We start from the raw sequence: 22,492 nt of genomic DNA on the forward strand, positions 1-22,492 counted from the left end.
AGAAGACCCCCGCCGATCGAGCCCAACACCGCTGATCGAGCTTGTCGAGATCACCTCCCCGAGGCCACGTACCCCCGCCGCTTGTCGACGACGTTCCGCAGCGCCGTCGACAACTCCTCGCCGCCCGCCTCGCACCCGGCCCCGACGTACCGCCGTAGATTGTCGAGCACCTGATCGGCGAGCTCGTCGCGCCACCCATAAACGTCGCCGCTCATATGCGCCGAGATCGCGACGTTGTCCAAGTCCCACAGTGGGCTGTCGTCGGGCAGCGGTTCGGTGACGAAGACATCGAGCGACGCCGCGCCGATCCCGCCGCTGCGCAGCGCGTCGGCCAGCGCCGCCTCGTCGACGAGCCTGCCCCTGCCGACGTTGACAAGGTGCGCGTCGGGGCGCATCGCCGACAGCACCGACGCGTCGATCATGCCCTCGGTCTGCGCGGTGAGCGGCGCCACGACGACGACGTTGTCGAATTCGCCGACGTAACTGCTCAATTCGTCGGTCGCGCGCACCTCGCCGAAGTCGGGGTCGTCGTGACGCGCCGTGCGCCCGGCGCCGGTCACGCGCATCCCGACGGCGCGCAGCAGCCGCGCAATCGCACGTCCGATACCCCCGGTCCCGATGACGAGCACCGACGACCCCGCGGTCCGCGTCGTCTCGCGCCACACCCATTCGTGCGCCGACTGCAGGCGCGCCGATTCATGTAAGCGCTTGTCCCGCGCCAGGATCGACGCCAGCACGAACTCCGCGATCGGTTGGTCGAAGACGCCGTGCGCGTTGGTCACCACGATGTCGGAGTCGGCGAGCTCGTCGAACAGCAGCGAATCGACACCCGCGGCACAGACGTGCACCCAGCGCAGCGATTGTGTTGCGGCGCCCCAGTTGTCGCGCAGCGCACGGGAGAAGAAGTCCCACACGACGAGAACATCGGCACCCGGCAGCACCTGCGGCAAGGTCTCGACGGTGCACTGCCGCACGTCGGCCAGCGCCTCGAGGTCGGCGAGGTTGTAGGGACCGGGCGCGTCGTCGGCGCCGAGGAGGACGAGTTGCGGCTTGGTGGACGTCACACCCGCCACCGTATCGGTGCACGCACCCACCAGACACCGCACCCTGTCTAATTGTTGACAATCCGACGATCTACGTCCACCGTGTACCCATGACCCTCGCCGCAACGCCTCAGACCGCGTCGCTGTCGCCGATCCTCAAGCAGGCGACGCCCGTCGTCGTCGATCACGCACTCGGCTCGTGGATTCACGGAACCGACGGCCACAGCTACCTCGACTTCACCACCGGCATCGGGGTCACCAGCACCGGCCACTGCCACCCGAGGGTCGTCGCCGCAGCTCAGGAGCAGTGCACCAAGATCATCCACGCGCAGTACACGACCGTGATGCATCAGCCGCTGCTCGATCTCACCGAGAAACTCGGCGCAGTCCTCCCCCTCGGCCTCGACTCCGTCTTCTACGCGAACTCCGGCTCGGAGGCCGTCGAGGCAGCGGTGCGCCTGGCCCGTATGGCAACCGCGAAGCCCAACATCATTGTCTTCCAAGGCGGATTCCACGGGCGTACCGTCGCGGCCGCCAGCCTCACCAGCGCCGGCACCCGATTCTCCGCGGGCTTCTCACCACTCATGGGCGGCGTGCACATGGCGCCGTTCCCCTACGCCTACCGCTACGGCTGGAATGACGACGCCGCAATCGATTTCGCGCTCAAAGAACTCGACTACCTGCTCGCCTCTCGGGTTGCGCCGAACGACACCGCCGCATTCCTCATCGAACCCGTACTCGGCGACGGTGGATACCTCCCGACGCCACCACGCTTCCTCGCAGGACTCCGCGAGCGCGCCGACCGCCACGGCATCCTGCTCATCATCGACGAGGTGCAGGCCGGATTCGGACGCACGGGTAAGTTCTGGGGACATCAGCACGCCGACGACCTCACTCCCGATATCCTCATCACCGCAAAGGGTCTCGCGTCGGGCTTCCCGATCTCCGCGATCGCCGCTCCGACGGAGTTGATGAGCCAGGCGTGGCCCGGCTCGCAGGGCGGAACGTACGGCGGCAATGCCGTTGCCGCCGCGGCGGCCATCGCGACGCTCGACGTCATCGACGACGAGGATCTCGTCGAGAACGCACGCATCCGCGGCGAACAGATGCTGTCCGGAATCCGTTCTGTCACAGCCGGTTACGACGCCGTCGGCGATGTGCGTGGTCTCGGACTCATGGTCGGTGTCGAATTCGTCTCCCGCGACGGCGACGTCGCAGTGCCCGACGCAGCAACGGCCCTCGCCGTCCAGCAGGCCACCACCCGGCACGGACTGCTCACCCTCACCTGCGGACCCGAGGCCAACGTGGTCCGCCTGATTCCCGCCCTCGTCGTCACCGAACACGAAATCGCCACCGGCATCGAACGATTCAGCGCCGCCCTGTCCGACGTCGCCGCCCGCAACGACGGTCCGTAGCCACACACAATGGCTCCACACCCACTACCCACTCCCACGACGCCAACGCCGCCGATCGTCACCGAGCTCACCAGGCTCGACATAGAGGTCGACGCGTCGTCGCGCCGGCGTGCCGAATACTCCTACGACGCATCCAATTATCGGGTTCGGCCAGTGGCAGTTGTCTTCCCCCGCGACGCCGCCGAGGTAGCTCGCATCGCGGCCTGCTGTCATCGCCTCGGCACACCCCTCACCGCACGCGGTGGCGGAACGTCAATGGCGGGCAACGCTATCGGCGACGGCGTCATCCTCGACTTCTCGCGCTACATGACGCGTATCCACCACATCGACGACGAGTCAGCGACCGCCCACGTCGACCCGGGCGTCGTCCTCACACACCTGGCTGCCGCCGCGCGCACAGCCACCGGCGGCCGCCTCACCTTCGCGCCCGACCCGTCGTCGGCGTCGCGCGCCACCATCGGCGGGGCAATCGGGAACGACGCGTGCGGAAATCACTCGGTGCGCCACGGCCGCACCACCGACCACGTCGAGGCACTCGATCTCGTCACCGCTGACGGATTACGGCTGACCGCAACGCGATCGGGCATCGAACCCACACTGCCGAATGATCCGGCAGCGACCACGCGAGCCGCCGAACTCACCCGCGAGCTCACCGACCTCACCACCCGCAACCTCGCGGCCTTTCGCACCCAACTCGAACAGATCCCCCGCCAGGTGTCGGGATACCATCTGGCACACCTGTTGCCGGAGAACGGATTCGACGTCGCGCGGGCACTCGTGGGCAGCGAGGGCACCTGCGCGATCGTCGTCGGCGCCACCGTCAGAATGGTCGCGGCCCCGACATCTCAGCTACTCGTCTGCGTCGGCTACCGCTCTGTGGCAGACGCTGCCCGCGACGTGCCCGACATTCTTCCCTTCGCACCGTCGGCCATCGAAGGCATCGACCGCGGCATCGTCGCCACCATGGCCGCCCGACGCGGGCCCGACACCGTAGCTGGCCTCCCCGACGGCGACTCCTGGCTCTTCATCGACCTCGACAACGAGAGCGCCGCAGCACAATCCGAACCCGACATCCCCGCAACCGCCAAGCGCCTGATCGAACACCTCCGCACGCGAGGGTGCATGGTCGACGCCGCGTTCGTCGACGACGAGACCCGACGTCGCGCACTGTGGCGCGTCCGGGAAGACGGCGCCGGACTGTCCGCGCGCCTCGTCGACCCGGAGAGCGACGCACCGACGACGCACGAGTCGTGGCCCGGCTGGGAAGACGCCGCCGTCGCACCGGAACGTCTCGCCGACTACCTGCAGGATTTCACGACCCTCCTCGACGAGTTCGACCTCACCGGCGTGCTGTACGGACACTTCGGTGCGGGCTGCATGCACGTGCGGATCACCTTCGACCTCCGCACCGAGCAGGGTCGCGAGGTGATGTCGCGGTTCTGCACCCGCGCCGCCGAACTGGTTGTTGCTCATGGTGGTTCACTGTCGGGTGAACACGGCGATGGTCGCGCCCGATCAGCACTCCTGCCGCTGATGTACTCCACAGAGATGCTGCGCGCCTTCGACGACTTCCGGCGAATCTGGGACCCCGTGGGAATTCTCAACCCCGGCAGCATCGTCGACCCTGCGCCCATCACCACCGACCTCGCACTCGCCGACGTTCCGAACCGACCGTGGCACTCCGCGGACCCGGACGAGCACTCACCCGAACACACCGGACTCGATCCGTTCATCCATGCCGTGCAGGGCTGCATCGGTGTCGGTCGCTGCCGCACTACCAGCGGCGGGGTGATGTGCCCCAGCTATCGCGCGACGCGCGACGAGAAGGACTCGACGCGCGGCCGGGCACGCGTTCTACAAGACATGGTGCGCACCGCGCCCAGCGTCGAATCCGGTTGGCAGTCTGCCGATGTCGCCGACGCACTCGACCTCTGTCTGTCATGCAAGGCATGTTCGAGCGACTGCCCCACCGGCGTCGACATGGCGTCACTGAAGTCGGAGTTCCTCTCGCATCACTATCGACGCCGGCTACGACCTCTCTCGCACTACTCACTCGGATGGATGCCCGCCTGGCTCCCCGTCGCGACCTCCGTTGCACCACTGCTGAATCGAGTTCTCCAAACTCCACTCGCCCGACGCCTCGCCGCTCGCGCGGGCGGCCTCGACGCTCGACGCTCCATGCCCCGCTTCACCACTCGCCGGGACAGGCGCGCGACACTGAGCGCACTCGGCCACCCCGCCGACGCCGACGTCGTGCTGATCGTCGACACCTTCACCAAGGCGTTCCGCCCGCACGTCGCAACCGCCGCGGCGCGCGTCCTGGCAGCCACCGGCGACACCGTCGCCACCCGCGACGACGTGTGCTGCGGACTGACCTGGATCTCAACCGGTCAGCTCGACCACGCTCGAAAGGTACTGACCCGCACCGCTGATCGACTCGACGACGGCACCGACCGCCCCCTCGTCCTCGCCGAACCCAGCTGCGCGGCCGCACTGCGCACGGACCTACCAGAACTGATCAACTCGCCCGCCGCACGCCGTGTCGCCGCAAGAGTGACGAGCTTCGCCGCCCACCTGCCCACACTCGTCGAGGCAGGGCTGCAGGTCCCAGACCTTCCCGAATCGGTCACGGTCCAAACCCACTGCCACGAGTACGCCGCCTTCGGCGCGCACGCCTCGACGGCCGCACTGAAGTCGCTCGGTGTCGAGGTCACCACGGCCGACGGATGCTGCGGCGTCGCAGGCAACTTCGGCTTCGAGAAGGGTCACTACGAGGTCAGCGTCGCGGTGGCCGAGAACGCCCTCGCACCCGCGCTCCGTGCCGCGCCGGAAACTCCGGTCATCACCGACGGGTTCAGCTGCGCGATGAGCGTCGACCACCTGACCGCCACCGACCCCCTCATCAACGCCCAAGGGCAGCACCTCGCCGAACTGCTCGCACAGGCGCTGCCCCTTGCACAAGAACTACCCCGCGCACAGCCATCACCAGAGGAAGGACTCCGATGACACTGCTCGTCGACACAGCCTGGACACCCACATCCTCGAAACGCCGCTTCGACGTAGAGAATCCGGCGACCGGCGAGGTCATCACGTCGGTCCCGGACGGCAACGCCGACGACGCGCTCGACGCCCTGGGTCGTGCCGCCGACGCCCAATCCGACTGGGCGGCAACCAGTCCCCGCTCACGTAGCGAGATCCTCTACCGCGCATACGAACTCATCACCGCGCGGGCCGATGAGTTCGCGACCCTGATGACCACCGAGATGGGCAAGCCGTACCCCGAGGCACGCGGCGAGGTTGCCTACGGCGCAGAGTTCTTCCGCTGGTTCGCCGAGGAAGCCGTACGCATCGGCGGCGACCACCTCCTCACCCCGGACGGCAGCAACCGCGTCGTCGTCCGTCATCGCCCAGTCGGCCCATGCATCCTGATCACGCCGTGGAACTTCCCATTGGCGATGGGAACACGCAAAATCGGCCCGGCGATCGCCGCGGGCTGCACCATGGTCTTCAAGCCCGCGGAGCTGACACCGTTGACCTCGCTGCTCCTCGCCGACGTGCTCCGCGAGGCCGGTCTGCCCGATGGCGTCCTGAACGTGGTCACCACAAGCGATCCGGGTGAGGTCGCCGGCGCGTGGATGTCGTCGGGCCTCGCCCGCAAGGTCAGCTTCACCGGCTCCACCGCGGTGGGAAAACTGTTGCTGCGCCAGGCCGCCGATACGGTGATGCGCACCTCGATGGAGCTCGGCGGCAACGCACCCTTCATCGTCTGCGACGACGCCGATCTCGACACCGCACTCGACGCCGTGATGGTCGCGAAGATGCGCAACATGGGGCAGGCATGCACTGCGGCCAACCGGATCTTCGTGCATCGTGACGTCATGGACGAGTTCGCAAGCGCCCTCACGCAACGCATGTCAACACTCACCGTCGGGAACGGACTGTCCGAGGGCACGCAGGTCGGCCCCCTCGTCGAACGCAAGGCCGTCGACAAGGTCGAAGAGCTCGTCGACGACGCGGTTCGACGCGGAGCGTCGCTTCGGTGCGGCGGCACCCGTCCCGATGGTCCCGGCCACTTCTACCCGCCGACGGTCCTCACCGACGTACACCCCGAGTCCGCTCTCATGAGCACCGAGATCTTCGGTCCCGTCGCGGCTCTGATCCCGTTCGACGGCTCCGGAATCGAGGCAGACGACACCGTGGTCGCAGCTGCAAACAGGACGCCCGCCGGCCTGGTCGGATACGTCTGCAGCCGCGACGCCGAGCGCCTCGACGCCATCTCGGCCGGCCTCGCGGTGGGTATGGTCGGGGTCAACACTGGTCTGGTCTCCAACCCCGCGGCCCCGTTCGGGGGGATCAAGGAGTCGGGCCTCGGCCGCGAGGGCGGACGTCTCGGCATCGAGGAGTTCCTCGACGTCACCTACACGTCCACCCCGATCCGACGGAGGCGATAGGTGTATCTCGGCGCCCAGCTCTTCACCGACAGAGAGTACCGGCAGCGGTTGACCCGCGTGCGTGAACTGATGGATCTGCAAGGACTTTCGGCGATCATCGTCACCGATCCCGCGAACATCTTCTACCTCATCGGGTACAACGCGTGGTCGTTCTACACCCCGCAGATGCTGTTCGTCCCCATCGACGGCGAGATGCTGTTCTTCGCTCGCGAGATGGACGCACATGGCGCACACCGCACCACCTGGCTACCCGACGAGCAGATCGTCGGCTATCCCGAAAGTTACGTGCACCGCCCGCACGTGCACCCGTTCGACTGGGTCGCGTGGGCGCTACGCCAACGTCACCAGGTCGCACCGGCATCGAAGGGCGGCTCCGTCGGACTCGAGATGGACTCACACTTCTTCTCTCCCAAGGCCTACCGCGCTCTGCACAACGCCATCCCCGAGTGGAAGCTCGTCGACAACTTCGAACTCGTCAACTGGGTGCGTTCGGTGAAATCCGACGCCGAGGTTCAGCTCATGCGTCAGGCGGGCATGGTGTGTTCGGAGGCGATGCGCGCAGCCATCGAGACCATCGATGTCGGTGTGCGGCAATGTGATGCGGCAGCGGCGATCTCGCAGGCGCAGATCACCGGCACCGACCAGTTCGGTGGTGACTACCCCGCGATCGTGCCGATGATGCCGACCGGTGCCGCAGCCGACACTCCCCATTTGACCTGGCACCAGGGTACTTTTACCCCCGACGAGGCAGTCGTCGTCGAATTGTCCGGTGCGCACAACCGGTATCACTGTCCCCTCGCCCGCACCGTTGCGCTGAGCGCACCGTCGAAGGATCTCGACTACGTCGCGGGCGCAACGGCAGAGGGCCTCAACAACGTTCTCGACGCGATCAAACCCGGCGTCGCCACGCGCGAGCTCGCATCGACCTGGAACTGGACTCTCGCCAAGTACGGTCTCGAAAAGCCCTCTCGCCTCGGCTATTCCATCGGGATCGGCTACCCGCCCGATTGGGGTGAACGCACCATCAGCATTCGCACCGAGGACGAAACCATCCTCGAAACCAACATGACGTTCCACATCGTCTGCGGAATGTGGATGGACGACTACGGTTTTGAGCTCTCCGAGTCGGTGCGCGTGAGCCCGACGGGCGTCGAAACCTTCACCGCGTTCCCGCGCGAATTGATCAGGAAATGAGGTGTCAGCAGTGACCACCATGAACTACACGCTCCCCCTCGCCGGACGTGCGAAGGATCTCGTCGGCTCGATGATCGATTCGTCGACATCCCTGCTGGCCTCTCAGACGCACGACATCGTGCGCTTCGCGATGGGCTCACCCGCGGACGAGGCTGTCCCCGCTGCGGAGTTCCGGCAGATCGCGGGCGAGATCCTCGACAACTCGTCGTTCACCTACGGCGCCACCGAGGGCGAACCACGGCTGCTGCAACTTCTCGTCGACTACCTCGCCACCACACCCGCCCCGTCGAGCCTCGACCGCCTCGTCATCACCACCGGCGGCATGCAGGGCCTCGACCTCGCGTCCAAGCTGTTCGTCGACCCCGGCGACCTCGTCGTCGTCGAATCACCGACGTACACCAACGGCAGTGCCACCGCGCTGTCGTATGGCGCGCAGCTTCTCGAAGTCCCCGTCGACGACGACGGCATGCAGGTCGACACTCTCGAAGACCTCGTCGCTCGCACCCGACGCACCCCCAAGGCGATCTACACGATCCCGACGTTCCAGAATCCGTCGGGCGTCACCCTCTCCGAGGAGCGTCGACGCGAGCTGTTGCGGCTGGCACACGAGTGGGGCGCCGTCATCATCGATGACGATCCGTACGGCCTGCTGCGCTTCTCGGGCGACGACGTCCCGACGTTCCAGACCCTGTCTCCGCACGATCCGCTGATCTTCTCGGTGCGGACGTTCTCCAAGATCCTCGCGCCGGGATGGCGTGTCGGATGGGTCGACGCCGACCCGTCGCTGCGCCAACTGCTCATCAACGGCAAACAGGCGATGGACACCTGCACCAACGTGCCCAACCAGCACATCGTCGCCGAGTACATCGCCCGCGGCGGACTCGAGGATCACCTCGCCGGCCTGCGGATTCTCTACCGCGAACGCCGGGACGCGATGCTCGATTCGGTCGAGCGCCACTTCGGCGACCGCGTGTCAACGACGCACCCCGAAGGCGGCTTCTTCCTCTGGCTGACCCTGCGCGGCGAGTTCGCCGAAATCGACACCCGCGAACTGTTCGAGACCGCTCTCGCCGACGGCGTCGCATTCATCCCTGGCCCCGCACTGTCGCCGACCGGCCGGTTCCGCAACGCTCTGCGTCTGTGCTTCGCATCGAGCACGCCCGAGCGCATCGACGAGGGAATTCGACGTCTCGCCGGAAGCTGCGAGAGGATGTCTGCGAGAGGGTGACACAGAACAGCTGAGGTCGGCTTGGCAGTTGACGTTGACACTGCCTGGCCGACGACCACGAAGGGAATCCCAGTGACGGTGAGCGAGTCCGACGCGGTGGTGGCCCGGATCCGTCCGGACGAGATCATCGCACTCACCAGAGCTCTGGTCGACGCTCCGAGCGAGAACCCCGGCGGCACCGAGGCCCTGGCGGTCGCCGTTCTCGAAAGTGCTTGCCGTGACACCGGTTTCACTGTCACCAGCTACGAGGTGACGCCCGGCCGACCCAACCTCATCGCGACGCTACCCGGCGGCGACGGGCCGGGACTGATGTTCCTGGGCCACTCCGACGTCGTCCCCGCAGGTCCCGGCTGGACCGGTGATCCCTACCGCACCCGCCTGTCCGACGGCGTGCTGACCGGGCGCGGCACCGTCGACATGAAGGGCGGACTGGCCTCGGTCGTCGCAGCGATGTCGGCGTTGGCGCCGCTGGCCGAGCAGGGCCGACTCTCCGGTCCGGTGCAGTTGGTCTGCACCGTCGACGAGGAGGAGCACGGCGCAGGCGTCCGCGACCTGGTGGCCCGCGCCGACACCTCCCGCGACTTCGTCGGTTGCGTCGTCGCCGAACCCACCGACCTGGCCGTCGTGCGCGGGTGTCGCGGGGCGTCGTATCTGGAGATCGACATCCGGGGCAAGGCCGCCCACTCCGGTCGCCCCGACGACGGTCGCAGCGCGATCTACGCGGCGGCGTCGATCATCGACATCATCCGGGCCGACCACGAGGCGATGACCGCAGGCGCCGCAGGTCTTCTCGGCTCTGGAACCTGGAACGTGGGGACGATGAGCGGCGGGCAGGGCATCTCCGTCGTCGCTCCGATGGCCGCCCTCGGCGTCGACCGCAGACTGATGCCCGATGAGAGCGCAGAGGCCATCGCTGACTGGCTACGCGGCCGTATCGCCGCCGCGGGCATCGACTCCGACGGCATCGAGGTCGACGTCGCGGTCACCATGGAGATGCCGGGCTTCGAGACTCCAGCCGACCACACACTGGTCACCGCAACCGTTGATGCGCTCAACGCGCTGGGCGCCCAGACGTCCGTCGGCGGCTGGACCGCCGCGTGTGACGGCGGTTTCGTCAGTCGCGACCTCGGCATCCGGGCCATCGTCTGCGGCCCGGGCAACATCAACACCCAGGCCCATCAACCGGACGAGTCCGTCGCTGTCGCCGATCTGGTCACTGCCGCAAGGGCTTACGCATTGCTGGCGCTGAAACTACTCGGATGACGGCGTCCGCACGAGGACAGCGCGCACCGTCGAACGCACGCGAGCGCCGATCTCAGCCGGAGAGGTTTCGGTGAACTTTCCGCCGAGGTACAAGAACGCCAGCCCGTGCACCAGCGCCCACATCGCGGTCGCGATCTCCTCTGGCTCCGACGTCGAAACCGTGGCAGCGACAACAGTATTCAGATACTCACGGATCGCCTCGACAGCCTCGACGCGATCCGGGCTCGTCGGGTCGCACCGCTCGGCGAACATCGCGCGGAACAGGCCCGACCGCTCCAACGCGAACCGCACGTAGGCGACGGCGATGTCGGCTACATCGTCGACGCTCGACGGCGACTCGCTCGCCGCTTTCAGTCGCGTAGTCAGCTCGCGATAGCCCACCGCAGCAACGCTCGAGACCAGTGCCTCACGGTCGGCGAAGTGCCGGTAGGGCGCCGCGGGCGAGACGCCTGCGCGTCGGGCGACAGCTCTCAACGACAACTCGGCAGAGCTGTCCTCGCTGAGCAACTCGATCGCCGACTGCACCAGAGCTGCGGCGAGATCACCGTGGTGATACGACTCGGGCCTCGACATATCCGACATCCTATCGCCGGTTGACCGGTCGACTGCCGTCAGCACTGCACGATGGAGCCTAGATCAGCGAGAGGTCGCGGCCGTGGAGCTCTCCGAGACCGTGATGTCATCGGTCCGCTCGGGAATCTCAGTGCCGCGCAGCGACGCTCCGGCCGTCTCCTTCAAGAAGATCAGCGCCACCATGCCGATTGCACAGGCGCCCATCATGTAGACGGCGGGAAACAGGTTCCAGCCCGTGTCGCTGACCACCGCGTCGTTGACGAGCGGTGCGGTACCACCGAACGCGGCGGTCGCCACGTTGTAGGAGATCGCGAAGCCTGCGTAGCGGACCTGGGTGGGGAACATCGCCGGGAACGTCGCGGAGATGGTCGACAGCTGAGGCACGTAAAACAGTCCCAGGATCACGAATCCGACTATCGCCCAGGCGAATCCCTTACCCATCAACCAGTAGAGCGGTATCGCGAGAACGAACAGCCCGATCAGCGAGATCCACCACATCGGTTTGCGCCCGGTCTTGTCCGACGCCGCGCCGAAGAAAGGAATCACCACCATCATCGCGAGCTGACCGATGAGCACCACGGTCGAACCCGACGACTCCGATAGCCCGATCGTCTCCTTCAAGTACGTCGGCTGATACGCCAGCAGCGTGTAGTTCGCGACGTTGAGTGCGATCACCATGCCGAACATGATCAGGATCGGCTTCCAGTAGTTGCTCAGCAGATCCTTGAAGCGGGTGTAGGCACTTCCGGTGATCTCGTCGCGCTTGTCCAGCTCCTGGAACACCGGGGTGTCTTCCAGCTGCGAGCGCAGATACAGACCGATCAACCCGAGCGGCAGCGCAATCAGGAACGGAATTCGCCAGCCCCACGTCTGCATCTGCTCGTCGGAGAGCAACAGCTCGAGGAACAGAACAATAGCGGTGCCCGCGCTGAACCCTGCGAGCGTGCCGAACTCCAGCAGCGAACCGTACTTGCCGCGCTTGTTGTCCGGCGCATACTCGGCCATGAACGTCGCAGCGCCGCCGTACTCACCGCCGGTGGAGAAGCCCTGGATCACGCGAAGCGCGATCAGCAGAATCGGCGCCCAGATTCCAGCGACGGCATGTGTCGGAAGTACGCCGATCAGCGCGGTCGCACCGGCGATCAACAGAATCGTCATGGCCAGCACGGACTTTCGTCCGATCCGGTCACCAATGGGACCCCAGATCATGCCGCCCAACGGGCGTAGGACGAATGAGATCGCGAACCCGAGCATGGTGCCTATCGAGCCGAGCGACCCCGGGAAGAATGCCTGCGTGAGGTAAGTAGCGGTCGCGGCGTAGACGCCGTAGTCGTACCACTCGGTGGCATTACCGATCGCCGACGCGCCAATTGCTTTGCGGAGTAGAGCTTTTCCTTCTCGCGACTCGGGATCGGGTGCGAGGTCCTCATAGGTTGCCGAGGAGTGTGCCGTAGCCATCTGTGCCTTCCTGGTGGACTCGGGGCCAGTGTGTCTTCGCGCTGACTCACATCGGTGGGCGGTGATCAGTACACGTCGTCTAGAGCAGTCGGCGGAGACCGTCTCTCATGTGCTCGATCATCAGCTCGTCGGCCGCCTTCGCATCTCCCGCTGCGATGGCGTCCACCAATGCCTGGTGTTCGTCGGTACGTTCCTTTCCCGAGGAATACGTTCCTCGCATCGCGCGTAGACACATCTTCGTTTCCACGAGGATCGTGCCGTGCAAGCGCGACAAACGTTGACTCCGCGCGTATTCCACCAACGTCTGATGGAACTGCATATCCGCTTCGGCCATGTCTTCGCCGTTCGGATCGTCGGTATGACGACGCATCAACGCAACTGCGTCGGTGAGAGCTTGTACCGCCGCAGGATCGTCGTGTTCGATCACCTGCTCTATTGCCGCACGTTCAACGGCCGTCCGGGCGATGTACATGTCCCGGATGTCGTCGTCGTCCATCGAGACGACGAACAAGCCTCGGTTGCGGTGACTCACCAGCAACCCTTCTGCAGTCAGGCGTTGCATCGCCTCTCGCAGCGGGCCCCGGCTCACTCCCAGGTCTACTGCGAGACCTGCTTCGGTCAATTGTGAGCCGGACGGAAAGTTACCGTTCGCAATCGCATCGTGCAACTTTCGGGCGATGATCGCAGGTGTCGACTCCTGCTCGATCGGTTCGAGAACCCGACGGCGTCCGTCCGATCGTGTTCGCTCCATTGCCATCGTGACCATCCCCTTCTTCGTACTCTATGCACGCGCAAATGTCAGGGTTTCGCCGCGAGCGCCACCCATCCAGATGTCATTGCACGCCGCGGCGAACTCGTCGAGACCATCTGTGATGGTGGCGAACACATTTCCGGGAACCCACCCCACATCCCCGTTGATCAGCAAGTTGTTTCGACCGTAGAAGACCGCGAGGTCGATGAGCAATGAGTGTTCCGACGGCGCGGCGTCGGATTCGTAACCGTAAGCGGGATTGTCCAATACACCGTCGAACGTGAAATAGCAAAGGTCACCGGGAACGGGCGTGACCGTCGTATTCTCGAATCCCGGTTCCACCGTGGCAAACGCGGGCGTCAACGTATAGATCTCGTTGCGCGCGAACTTGCCGTGAAAAACTTGACCCCCCAACGGCAAAGCGTCCCACACCGCGGCAGCGGTGCGCGGCGCCTCGACGTCGAGCAGTCTCGCCCTGGCGCTGACATCGCGCGATGTGAGGCTGACGATGATGAAGCGATCGGTCACGAGCCATCTCGACTTTCGTTGGGAATCTGCGGCTTTCGTTGGAGCGTCACCTCCGCGAGCGCGCCGGCGTTCGCGGCGGACTCATACGCTGCGGCAACGCGCAGTACCGTCGCGTCGTAGTGCCGCGCGCCCACGATCTGAATTCCGGTCGGCAGCAACGGGTTCTGCGCGAATCCGCTCGGCACCGTTATCGCAGGTTGACCAGTCAGGTTGAACGGGTAGCTGTACGGCGTCCACGACGTCCAGTCCTGCGACGACGAGCCTGCAGGCACGTCTGCGCCTGCCTCGAACGCGACCGAAGGCATCGACGGTGTCACCAGAACGTCGTAGTCCTCGTGCAGCGCACCCATCTGTGTGCCCATTGCCATCCGCAGCGCAGTGGCATCCACATAGTCGGCGGCACTGAAGTCACTGTGACGTTCCAGTGCCGCAAGCAGTTTCGGGTCGACGAGCTCTCTGAGCGCGGGGTCGAGACCCTCGACCACGGCTGCCGCTCCCGCGAACCACACTGTGTGATAAGCCCAGACCGGATCGTCCCACCCGATATCGACCTCGTCGACCGTGGCCCCGAGGTCGCGCAGCACCCCAACTGCGGCTTCCGTATTCGCTTGCACCGCAGTGTCATTGATGCCGTAACCGAGATCGGGACTGTAGGCGATGCGGGCGCCGGCCAGGCCCCGCTCGCCTGCGATGATCGCGGGCGCGACGGGTTGGGGTGTCGGCCCCGCCGACCAGTCGCGCGAGTCGAAACCGCTGATGACGTCGAGCAACAACGCGCAGTCGACGACGTTGCGCGTCATCGGCCCGACGTGCGCGACCGGCGCGAACGGACTCGGCGGATACATCGGCACCCGACCGAGCGTCGGCTTGAGTCCGACGATTCCGCAGAACGCAGCCGGAATATGGATCGAGCCACCACCGTCGGTGCCCACCGACAACGGCCCGAGTCCCCCCGCGAGGGCGGCAGCGCTTCCGCCGCTCGAACCGCCAGACGTCCGATCGGTCGACCACGGATTACGCGTGATGCCGGTACGCGGACTGTCGGTCACGCCTTTCCAGCCGAATTCAGGTGTGGTGACCTTCCCGAGTGGCACGGCTCCCGCATCGCGCAGTCGTGCCACCGCTGGAGCGTCGACGTCGCATCGTTGTGTGTCCGGGCGCAGTGTCAGCGAACCGCGCAGCGTCGGCCAACCCTCGGTGAGCAGGAGATCCTTGATCGACACGGGCACGCCGTCGAGCGGGCTGAGAGGAGTCGACGCCGCGTAGCGAGCCGCCGACTCGCGCGCGGCGGCCATCGTCGTATCCGGGTCTACGAGACAGAAGGCATTGATCTCCGCGTTCACCTGCGGGATGGTGTCCAGTAGCTCGGCAGCGACGTCGATAGGGCTCAGCAATCCACTGCGGTAGGCGTCACCGAGCTCCGACGCCGACATCGAGCGCACTGAGTCCTGCCGCGCTAGGTCCTGCATGGTCACCTCTGGTTCCGATACGGTGAGATCGACAATTGTTTGATTGTTGACAATCTAGTCGGGAGGTCAACCCGTGACAACCGCTACCAGCGCGGTCCTCTACCCGGGCCACGCTGCCGAGGACGACTACCAGCTCATCGAAGACGCACTCGGTCCGTCGATTCGCCTGCCCGTGGTGATCACCGAGATCGACTCCGACGACCACACCGTCGACGCCATGCGCGCTGTCGGCGAGTCCGACCGACTGCTCGACGGCGCGCAGCGCGCACGCACATACGACCCCGCAGCGTTGATGTGGGGTTGCACCTCGGGCAGCTTCCTCTACGGATGGGAGGGCGCACAGCGGCAAGCCGCACAGTTGTCGGAGGTTGCGGGACTACCCGCATCGTCGACGTCGCTCGCGTTTGCCGAGGCGTGCAGAGCGCTCGGGATCGACGCTGTCGCAGTCGCGGCGAGCTACCCGGGCGACGTCGCCGCGGGATTCACGACGTTCCTCGCCGGCGCGGATATCGAGGTCGTCGGCATGCGCGCCAACGACATTCTGACCGCGACCGATGCTGGGACCATCGACGGCGACACTCTGTTCGACATGGTTGTCACCGCCGATCACCCAGCCGCACAGGCCATTCTGATCCCCGACACGGCGTTGCACACAGCGACCTGGATCAACGATCTCGAGGCACAGGTGGGCAAACCCGTCCTCACCGCGAACCAGGTGACCGCCTGGGAGGGCGCGCGACTCGCGGGCGCGACGCCGCACTCGGACAAGCTGGGCGCGCTGTTCAGTCAGACGCCGCTTCTTCAGACGCCGCTTCTTCAGACCCCGCCTGCTCAGTCGCCGCCTGTCCCCGCACGAAGCGATATCCCATCCCCGCCTCGGTGAGCAGGTGCACCGGGTGTGCCGGGTCGTCTTCGAGTTTGCGACGCAGGCTGGCCAGGTACACACGCAGATAGTTGGTCTGGTTGAGGTACTTCGGACCCCACACGGTACTCAGGATGTCCCTCTGCCCCACCAGTTTTCCCTCGTTGCGCACGAGCAGTTCGAGAATCCCCCACTCGGTCGGCGTCAGGTGGACCTGCTCACCGTGGCGCGACACCTGCTTTGCGCTGAGGTCGACCACGAAGTCTCCCGCGTCGACGACCGGCACCTCCGACGCATCCGGTGCGGCGACTCCACGACGCACCGCCGCCCGCAGTCTCGCCAGGAACTCGTCCATCCCAAAGGGTTTCGTGACGTAGTCGTCGGCGCCCGCGTCGAGCGCCGCCACCTTGTCGACCGATTCGCCACGCGCCGACAACACGATGACCGGGACGTTGGTCCACCCGCGCAATCCCTCCAGAACCGTGAAGCCGTCGATGTCGGGAAGCCCGAGGTCGAGGACCACCACCTGCGGGTTGACCTTGGCTGCCGCGGTCAGCGCAGCGGTACCCGTCGACGCCGTCGTGACCGCAAAGCCACGCGCACTCAGATTGATTCGCAAGGCGCGCAACAACTGTGGCTCGTCGTCGACAACGAGGACTCGGATTCCGTCGGTCATGACTCATCGTCTTCCGCCGGAAGTGAGACCACCATCGTGGTCCCGCCGCCAGGTGTCTCCTCGACGCCGAGCGTGCCACCGATCGCGGCGGTAAATCCCTGTGCGACAGACAAGCCCAGACCAACGCCTCCGTCGGCGCCGTTGCGGTCGCCACCCTGCACGAAGGCGTCGAAGATCTGCCCGCGTCTGTCGGCGGGAATCCCGGAGCCGTGGTCGATCACACGAATGACCGTACGCGGCGAACCGTCGTCGTCGGTCTCGGACTCTGCCGTGACCTCGACGCCGCGTCCAGCATCGGCACCACCACCACCGTGCCGCACGGCGTTGTCGATCAGGTTGGCCAGGACGCGTTCGAGCAGCCCGCCGTCGGTGTAGGCCCACATCGCGTGGAAGGTGAAGGCGATCTCCGGGATGGGTCCACCGACCCAGCTCACCGCGGTCGCCGCGCGGTGGACCACCTCGACGAGGTAGGTGCGCGCCAGCTTGGGCCGCACGGCACCGGCCGCGAGCCTCGACGAGTCGAGCAGATTTCCCACCAGGGCCGACAGGTGGTCGACCGACTCGTCGATCGTCTCGAGGAGTTCCGAGGTGTCCTCCGGGCTGAATGTCACGTCGCCCGCACGCAGGCTCGACACCGCAGCTTTCGCGCCCGCCAACGGTGTGCGCAGATCGTGGCTCACCGCGGACAGCAATGCACGACGCATCTCGTCGGTCTGGGCCAGTGCACGTGCCTCTGCTGCCTCGCGTTCGAGTCGACGACGCTGCACCGCGCCCGCGGCCTGGATCGCCACCGAGGCGAGTACCCGTCGATCCCGACCGCCGAGTTTCGGTCCACGCAACAGCAATTCGTATTCACCGCCGGGGATCGGGCAGACCGTGTCGGCGTCTTCGGCGCGCTCCGGCGGGTTGTCTCCAACGGCGGCGTCGACGACGCGTCGACCGTCTTCTTTGTGCACCACCGACACCGCGGTCTGGTCGTAGGTCTCACGCACGCGCTGCAGCAGTGCCGAGACGTCCGCCCCACCGAGGACGGCGTCGGAGAACAACGCCAACAACTCGGCGTCACGACTCGCCAGGCTTGCCTGTCTGCGCCTGCTCGCCGCCGAATCAACCAGTGCGGCAACCGCTATCGCGATCACCAGCATGACAAGGATGGTGATGAGATTGTCCGGCTCGTTGATGGTGAACGTGAACCTCGGGTCGGTGAAGAAGTAGTTCAGCAGCAGGCCTGCCACCACCGCCGACAGTGCTGCGGGCCCGATGCCGCCGAGCAGCGAGACCGCGAGCACCGTCACGAAGAACAACGCCGACTCGCTCGCGAACCCCAACCAGCGGTCGAGGACCGCGAGTATGACCGTCATGATCACCGGCACCACGACCGCCGCGACCCAGCTCAACGGACGATGAAAGCGCGTGTCACGAATGTCTAGTCGGTTTCGACGACGCGTCTCGTCGTGGGTGACCATGTGGACGTCGATCTTCCCGCTGTGCGCAACGACATTCGCACCGACGCCCTCGTCAAAGAGTCGTTGCCAACGCGGGCGGCGCGACGTACCCAGCACCAACTGCGTCGCGTTGACGCCACGTGCGAAGTCGAGGAGCGTCGACGGGATGTCGTCGCCGACGACGGTGTGGATACGCGTGCCGAACCCTTCGGCCAACTCGTGCAGCCGCGACAGTTCGGCGGCGGGTGTCCCGACGAGTCCGTCTCCGCGGACCACATGCACCACAACCAGTTCCGCACTCGACCGCGACGCGATGCGACTCGCTCGACGCATCAGTGTCGCGGATTCGGGCCCACCGGTGATCGCCACCACCACGCGTTCGCGCGCTTCCCACGTGTCGGTGATCGCGTGCGCTGCGCGGTAGTCGGCGAGATTATCGTCGACGCGGTCGGCGAGCCACAGCAGCGCCAATTCGCGCAGTGCCGTCAGGTTTCCCTGCCGGAAGTAGTTCGAGAGCGCCCCGTCGATGCGTCCGGCCGGGTACACCTTGCCCGCGCTGAGACGTTGACGTAGCGCCTGCGGGGCGATGTCGACCAACTCGATCTCGTCAGCGGCACGCACGACCGCATCGGGAACGGTCTCGCGCTGGATGACACCGGTGATCTGGGCGACAACGTCGTTCAGACTCTCCAGGTGCTGCACGTTGACCGTTGTCAGCACGTCGATGCCCGCGTCGCGCAACTCCTCGATGTCCTGCCAGCGCTTGGCATTTCGCGATCCGGGAGCATTCGTATGCGCCAGTTCGTCGACGAGCGCGACGCGTGGGGCACGCGCCAGCACGGCGTCGAGATCCATCTCGTCGAGGACAGCCCCGCGATACACCTCCTCGCGGCGCGGAATCTCCTCGAGACCATCGGTGAGAGCCGCGGTTGCCGAGCGCCCGTGCGACTCGACAACCGCGATCACCACATCTACACCCTCATCGGCGAGACCCTTTGCATGCGAGAGCATTTCGTAGGTCTTACCGACTCCGGGCGCACACCCGAGGAAGACTTCGAGTCGACCTCGGGTGTCAGCACCTGAACCCATGGAACCGAGTCTAATCAGCGCGACCGGCGATCACTTGCACACCGTGTGACCCAGCGCGAGGTTCACCTCGAGCACATTGACGCGCTGCTGCCCCAGGAATCCGAACTGCCGTCCGGACGTGTGAGCGTCGACGATCTCTCGGACCGCGGCCTGCGACTTCCCGCTGTTGCGTGCGATCCGTGGAATCTGGATCGCCGCGTATTCGGGGCTGATCTGCGGGTCGAGACCCGAGCCGGAGCCTGTCACGGCGTCCGCGGGCACCGCCGACGGCGCGACGCCCTCACGCTCGCCGATCAACGCGCGACGGGCGGTGATGTTGTGCGCGAGCGTCTCGCTGTTGGGACCCTGATTGCTCGCTGCCGAGGCCGACGGATCGCCGGTGGCCATCGGATCGTCGGCCGAGCCGAGAACCCGTGCGTGCAGATAGCTGTCGGGGGTCCCGGCGGGCGCCTTCGGGTCGACCCCGATCAGCGTCGAACCGGCGTTGCAGCCCTTGGCGTCGGTCACCTGCGACCCCTCCGCGGAGTTCGACCCGATGCGCGATGCCGCCCAGACGACCGTCGGATAGGCGACGCCGAGGATCACGGTCAGCGCCACAAGCATCGCGAACGCGACGGCGCATTGCCGGAAGAATCCGGACGTGATGGTGTTCATGCTGCGATTACCCCATTCCCGGGAGGAAGCGGACGACGAGATCGATGAGCCAGATCCCCACGAACGGGGTGATCACGCCTCCGACGCCGTAGACGAGTAGGTTGCGCCCCAACAACTTCGACGCCGAGCTGGGTCGATACCGCACACCACGCAGCGAAAGCGGGATCAACGCGACGATGATGAGCGCGTTGAACACGACCGCCGACACGATCGCCGACTGTGCCGAATGCAGCCGCATGATGTTGAGCGAGTCGAGCTGCGGATAGATGCTCACGAACATCGCAGGCAGGATCGCGAAGTACTTCGCGAGGTCGTTGGCCAGCGAGAACGTCGTCAGCACACCGCGCGTGATCAACAGCTGCTTGCCGATGGCCACGATGTCGATGAGCTTGGTCGGGTCGGAGTCGAGGTCGACCATGTTGCCGGCTTCCTTGGCCGCCGACGTTCCCGAGTTCATCGCCACACCGACGTCGGCCTGCGCGAGCGCTGGTGCGTCGTTGGTGCCGTCACCGGTCATCGCGACCAGGCGTCCACCCGACTGCTCGGCACGGATCAGTGCCAGCTTGTCCTCCGGTGTCGCCTCGGCGACGAAGTGGTCGACGCCGGCTTCGGCGGCTATCGCCTTCGCGGTGAGCGGGTTGTCGCCGGTCACCATGACCGTGCGGATACCCATCTCACGCAGCTGCGCAAATCGTTCTGTCATACCGGGTTTCACGACATCGGACAGTTGGATCACGCCGAGCACGCGCGGAGTCTCGCCGTTGACCGCCACCACCAGCGGCGTACCACCGCCGTTCGAGATCTCGGCGACCCGTTCGGTCACCTCGACCGGCATGTCACCACCGAGCTTTGTCACCCAGCGCGCGACAGCGTCGGCGGCACCCTTGCGGTACTCGACGACGGGGCCGGGACCGGTGCGTACATCGATGCCACTCATTCGCGTTTCCGCGGTGAAGGGCACGACCTCGAACTCGGGGTGCTCGTGACCACGCGTCGCGGCAAGCGCTTCCGCGTCGGCAGGCACCACATCGTGCTCGTCCAAACACAATTCGACGATGCTGCGTCCCTCGGGGGTGTCGTCGGCCAGACTGCAGCGGTAAGACACCTCGGCGAGCTCGGCCGTCGAGGTTCCCGGCCCGGGGAAGATCTCGGTGGCCCGACGATTACCGAACGTGATGGTGCCGGTCTTGTCGAGCAGCAGGGTGTCGATGTCGCCCGCGGCTTCCACCGCACGGCCCGACATGGCGAGCACGTTGCGCTGCACGAGCCGGTCCATGCCGGCGATACCGATCGAGCTGAGCAGCGCGCCGATCGTCGTCGGGATCAGGCAGACGAGCAGCGCGATCAGCTTGATCGCATCGGGGCTCTGGCCCGCGTACTGCTGCATCGGACCGACCGCGACCACCGCGAGCAGGAAGATCAACGTCAGGCTCGCGAGCAGGATGTCGAGGGCGATCTCGTTGGGCGTCTTCTTGCGCGAGGCGCCTTCGACGAGCGCGATCATCCGATCGACGAAACTCTCTCCGGGCGCGGCGGTGATCTTGACGACGATGCGGTCGCTGAGAACCACCGTGCCGCCGGTCACCGCGCAGCGGTCGCCGCCCGATTCGCGTACCACCGGGGCGGACTCGCCGGTGATGGCCGACTCGTCGACCGTCGCGATACCGTCGACGACGTCTCCGTCGCCCGCGATCACCTCACCGGCCTCGACCACGATGAGATCGCCGACCCGCAGGGCCGTTCCCGACACCTGAGAGATCGAACCGCTGTCGTCGAGTCGACGAGCCATGCTGTCGCGCTTGACTTTTCGCAGTGAATCGGCCTGCGCCCTACCTCGACCCTCCGCGACGGCCTCGGCCAGATTCGCGAAGAGCACGGTGAACCACAGCCACGCCGCGATCAGCCAGGCGAACCACGACGGCCGCCAGATCGCGAGCACGGTGGTCACGATCGACCCGATGTACACGACGAACATGACCGGATTACGCGCCTGGTCGCGCGGGTTGAGTTTCCGCAGTGCCTGCGGAACCGACGTGATGAGCTGACGAGGATCGAACGAGCCGCGCGAGACCAGTTGTGTCTCCTCACGCTGTTCGACCGCCGCCTCCTCGGGCGTCACGTCGGATTCGATGGTGTTGACGCTCACAGAAGTGCCTCCGCGATGGGTCCCAGCGCCATGGCCGGGAAGAAGGTGAGACCGGCGACGAGAAGGATCGTGCCGAGTAGCAGTGCGCCGAACAGCAGTCCGTGCGTGGGGAGATTGGCCTCGGCCCGGACGGCCTCCTGCCGCTCGAGGACGGCGACGACCCCACTGGTCGAGCCCTCCCCGCTGGTCGAGCTTGTCGAGACCACCCCACCAGCCGAGCCGCCACCGCCGGTCGAGCCATACCCGC

At 66.1% G+C, this 22,492-nt stretch carries 18 protein-coding genes; 7 read left to right on the forward strand and 11 right to left on the reverse strand.

The annotated features are described in order from the left end of the window. Positions 1 to 50 precede the first annotated feature (50 nt). Positions 51 to 1,073, reverse strand: coding sequence for a D-2-hydroxyacid dehydrogenase (locus GOSPT_RS11495; protein ID WP_039855751.1), 1,023 nt, complete (start codon positions 1,071 to 1,073; stop codon positions 51 to 53). An 80-nt stretch (positions 1,074 to 1,153) separates the two neighbouring features. On the opposite strand from GOSPT_RS11495, the gene GOSPT_RS11500 reads away from it, so the two are divergent. The 6 genes from GOSPT_RS11500 (at position 1,154) to GOSPT_RS11525 (ending at position 10,594) form a co-directional block, all read left to right on the forward strand. Further along, a complete protein-coding gene (locus GOSPT_RS11500) occupies positions 1,154 to 2,458 on the forward strand; it encodes an aspartate aminotransferase family protein (protein ID WP_005206305.1) in 1,305 nt (434 codons plus the stop codon). Between the two features lie 9 nt (positions 2,459 to 2,467). After that, positions 2,468 to 5,464 (forward strand): FAD-binding and (Fe-S)-binding domain-containing protein, encoded by a 2,997-nt coding sequence (locus GOSPT_RS11505; protein ID WP_039855742.1) that lies wholly within the window; start codon positions 2,468 to 2,470, stop codon positions 5,462 to 5,464. Continuing rightward, on the forward strand, positions 5,461 to 6,909 hold the full coding sequence (locus tag GOSPT_RS11510; RefSeq protein WP_005206309.1) for an NAD-dependent succinate-semialdehyde dehydrogenase: 1,449 nt from the start codon (positions 5,461 to 5,463) through the stop codon (positions 6,907 to 6,909). The genes GOSPT_RS11505 and GOSPT_RS11510 overlap by 4 nt, the downstream gene beginning before the upstream one ends. Then, positions 6,910 to 8,103: a M24 family metallopeptidase gene (locus tag GOSPT_RS11515; RefSeq protein ID WP_005206311.1), complete on the forward strand. Its 1,194-nt coding sequence runs from the start codon at positions 6,910 to 6,912 to the stop codon at positions 8,101 to 8,103. Positions 8,104 to 8,122: 19 nt separating this feature from the next. Next, entirely contained in the window at positions 8,123 to 9,331 is a 1,209-nt protein-coding gene (locus tag GOSPT_RS11520; RefSeq protein ID WP_051993864.1) for an aminotransferase-like domain-containing protein, read from the forward strand. A gap of 72 nt (positions 9,332 to 9,403) precedes the next feature. Then, entirely contained in the window at positions 9,404 to 10,594 is a 1,191-nt protein-coding gene (locus GOSPT_RS11525; protein ID WP_005206315.1) for a M20 family metallopeptidase, read from the forward strand. Here GOSPT_RS11525 and GOSPT_RS11530 read toward each other — a convergent pair. The 5 genes from GOSPT_RS11530 to GOSPT_RS11550 all read right to left on the reverse strand — a co-directional run bounded on the left by GOSPT_RS11530 (position 10,583) and on the right by GOSPT_RS11550 (position 15,373). After that, the gene (locus GOSPT_RS11530) at positions 10,583 to 11,167 is read right to left on the reverse strand and encodes a TetR/AcrR family transcriptional regulator (protein ID WP_005206317.1); all 585 of its coding nucleotides are present in this window, start codon (positions 11,165 to 11,167) and stop codon (positions 10,583 to 10,585) included. The two genes, GOSPT_RS11525 and GOSPT_RS11530, sit on opposite strands and share 12 nt — an antisense overlap. Positions 11,168 to 11,230: 63 nt before the next feature. Continuing rightward, positions 11,231 to 12,625 (reverse strand): MFS transporter, encoded by a 1,395-nt coding sequence (locus GOSPT_RS11535; protein WP_005206319.1) that lies wholly within the window; start codon positions 12,623 to 12,625, stop codon positions 11,231 to 11,233. A 79-nt stretch (positions 12,626 to 12,704) separates the two neighbouring features. Next, positions 12,705 to 13,391: a GntR family transcriptional regulator gene (locus GOSPT_RS11540; protein WP_005206320.1), complete on the reverse strand. Its 687-nt coding sequence runs from the start codon at positions 13,389 to 13,391 to the stop codon at positions 12,705 to 12,707. Positions 13,392 to 13,406: 15 nt separating this feature from the next. After that, complete coding sequence (locus tag GOSPT_RS11545) at positions 13,407 to 13,904, reverse strand: DUF3830 family protein (RefSeq protein WP_005206322.1); 498 nt, start codon at positions 13,902 to 13,904, stop codon at positions 13,407 to 13,409. Next, entirely contained in the window at positions 13,901 to 15,373 is a 1,473-nt protein-coding gene (locus GOSPT_RS11550) for an amidase (RefSeq protein ID WP_005206324.1), read from the reverse strand. The genes GOSPT_RS11545 and GOSPT_RS11550 overlap by 4 nt, the downstream gene beginning before the upstream one ends. Before the next feature lie 73 nt (positions 15,374 to 15,446). Here GOSPT_RS11550 and GOSPT_RS11555 point away from each other — a divergent pair, with 73 nt between their 5' ends. Then, a complete protein-coding gene (locus tag GOSPT_RS11555; RefSeq protein WP_005206326.1) occupies positions 15,447 to 16,256 on the forward strand; it encodes a maleate cis-trans isomerase family protein in 810 nt (269 codons plus the stop codon). On the opposite strand, the gene GOSPT_RS11560 is transcribed toward GOSPT_RS11555, so the two are convergent. The 5 genes from GOSPT_RS11560 to GOSPT_RS24315 form a co-directional block, all read right to left on the reverse strand. Next, complete coding sequence (locus GOSPT_RS11560) at positions 16,156 to 16,911, reverse strand: response regulator (protein WP_005206328.1); 756 nt, start codon at positions 16,909 to 16,911, stop codon at positions 16,156 to 16,158. The two genes, GOSPT_RS11555 and GOSPT_RS11560, sit on opposite strands and share 101 nt — an antisense overlap. Further along, positions 16,908 to 19,445, reverse strand: coding sequence for a DUF4118 domain-containing protein (locus GOSPT_RS11565; protein ID WP_005206330.1), 2,538 nt, complete (start codon positions 19,443 to 19,445; stop codon positions 16,908 to 16,910). The genes GOSPT_RS11560 and GOSPT_RS11565 overlap by 4 nt, the downstream gene beginning before the upstream one ends. Positions 19,446 to 19,475: 30 nt before the next feature. After that, the gene (locus GOSPT_RS11570; RefSeq protein WP_005206332.1) at positions 19,476 to 20,099 is read right to left on the reverse strand and encodes a potassium-transporting ATPase subunit C; all 624 of its coding nucleotides are present in this window, start codon (positions 20,097 to 20,099) and stop codon (positions 19,476 to 19,478) included. A 7-nt stretch (positions 20,100 to 20,106) separates the two neighbouring features. Continuing rightward, positions 20,107 to 22,218 (reverse strand): potassium-transporting ATPase subunit KdpB, encoded by a 2,112-nt coding sequence (gene kdpB, locus GOSPT_RS11575; protein WP_245548708.1) that lies wholly within the window; start codon positions 22,216 to 22,218, stop codon positions 20,107 to 20,109. 23 nt (positions 22,219 to 22,241) lie between these two features. After that, positions 22,242 to 22,492 (reverse strand): potassium-transporting ATPase subunit KdpA (locus GOSPT_RS24315; protein ID WP_005206336.1); only part of this gene is annotated, 251 nt, incomplete at its 5' end.

The sequence above is a fragment of the Gordonia sputi NBRC 100414 genome (assembly GCF_000248055.1).
GTDB lineage: Bacteria > Actinomycetota > Actinomycetes > Mycobacteriales > Mycobacteriaceae > Gordonia > Gordonia sputi.

Coding starts and splice junctions, on each gene's coding strand:
- GOSPT_RS11500 (WP_005206305.1), top strand. CDS start 1,154: ATGACCCTCGCCGCAACGCCTCAGACCGCGTCGCTGTCGCCGATCCTC.
- GOSPT_RS11505 (WP_039855742.1), top strand. CDS start 2,468: ATGGCTCCACACCCACTACCCACTCCCACGACGCCAACGCCGCCGATC.
- GOSPT_RS11510 (WP_005206309.1), top strand. CDS start 5,461: ATGACACTGCTCGTCGACACAGCCTGGACACCCACATCCTCGAAACGC.
- GOSPT_RS11520 (WP_051993864.1), top strand. CDS start 8,123: ATGAACTACACGCTCCCCCTCGCCGGACGTGCGAAGGATCTCGTCGGC.
- GOSPT_RS11530 (WP_005206317.1), bottom strand. CDS start 11,167: ATGTCGAGGCCCGAGTCGTATCACCACGGTGATCTCGCCGCAGCTCTG.
- GOSPT_RS11535 (WP_005206319.1), bottom strand. CDS start 12,625: ATGGCTACGGCACACTCCTCGGCAACCTATGAGGACCTCGCACCCGAT.
- GOSPT_RS11540 (WP_005206320.1), bottom strand. CDS start 13,391: ATGGTCACGATGGCAATGGAGCGAACACGATCGGACGGACGCCGTCGG.
- GOSPT_RS11550 (WP_005206324.1), bottom strand. CDS start 15,373: ATGCAGGACCTAGCGCGGCAGGACTCAGTGCGCTCGATGTCGGCGTCG.
- GOSPT_RS11560 (WP_005206328.1), bottom strand. CDS start 16,911: ATGACCGACGGAATCCGAGTCCTCGTTGTCGACGACGAGCCACAGTTG.
- GOSPT_RS11565 (WP_005206330.1), bottom strand. CDS start 19,445: ATGGGTTCAGGTGCTGACACCCGAGGTCGACTCGAAGTCTTCCTCGGG.
- GOSPT_RS11570 (WP_005206332.1), bottom strand. CDS start 20,099: ATGAACACCATCACGTCCGGATTCTTCCGGCAATGCGCCGTCGCGTTC.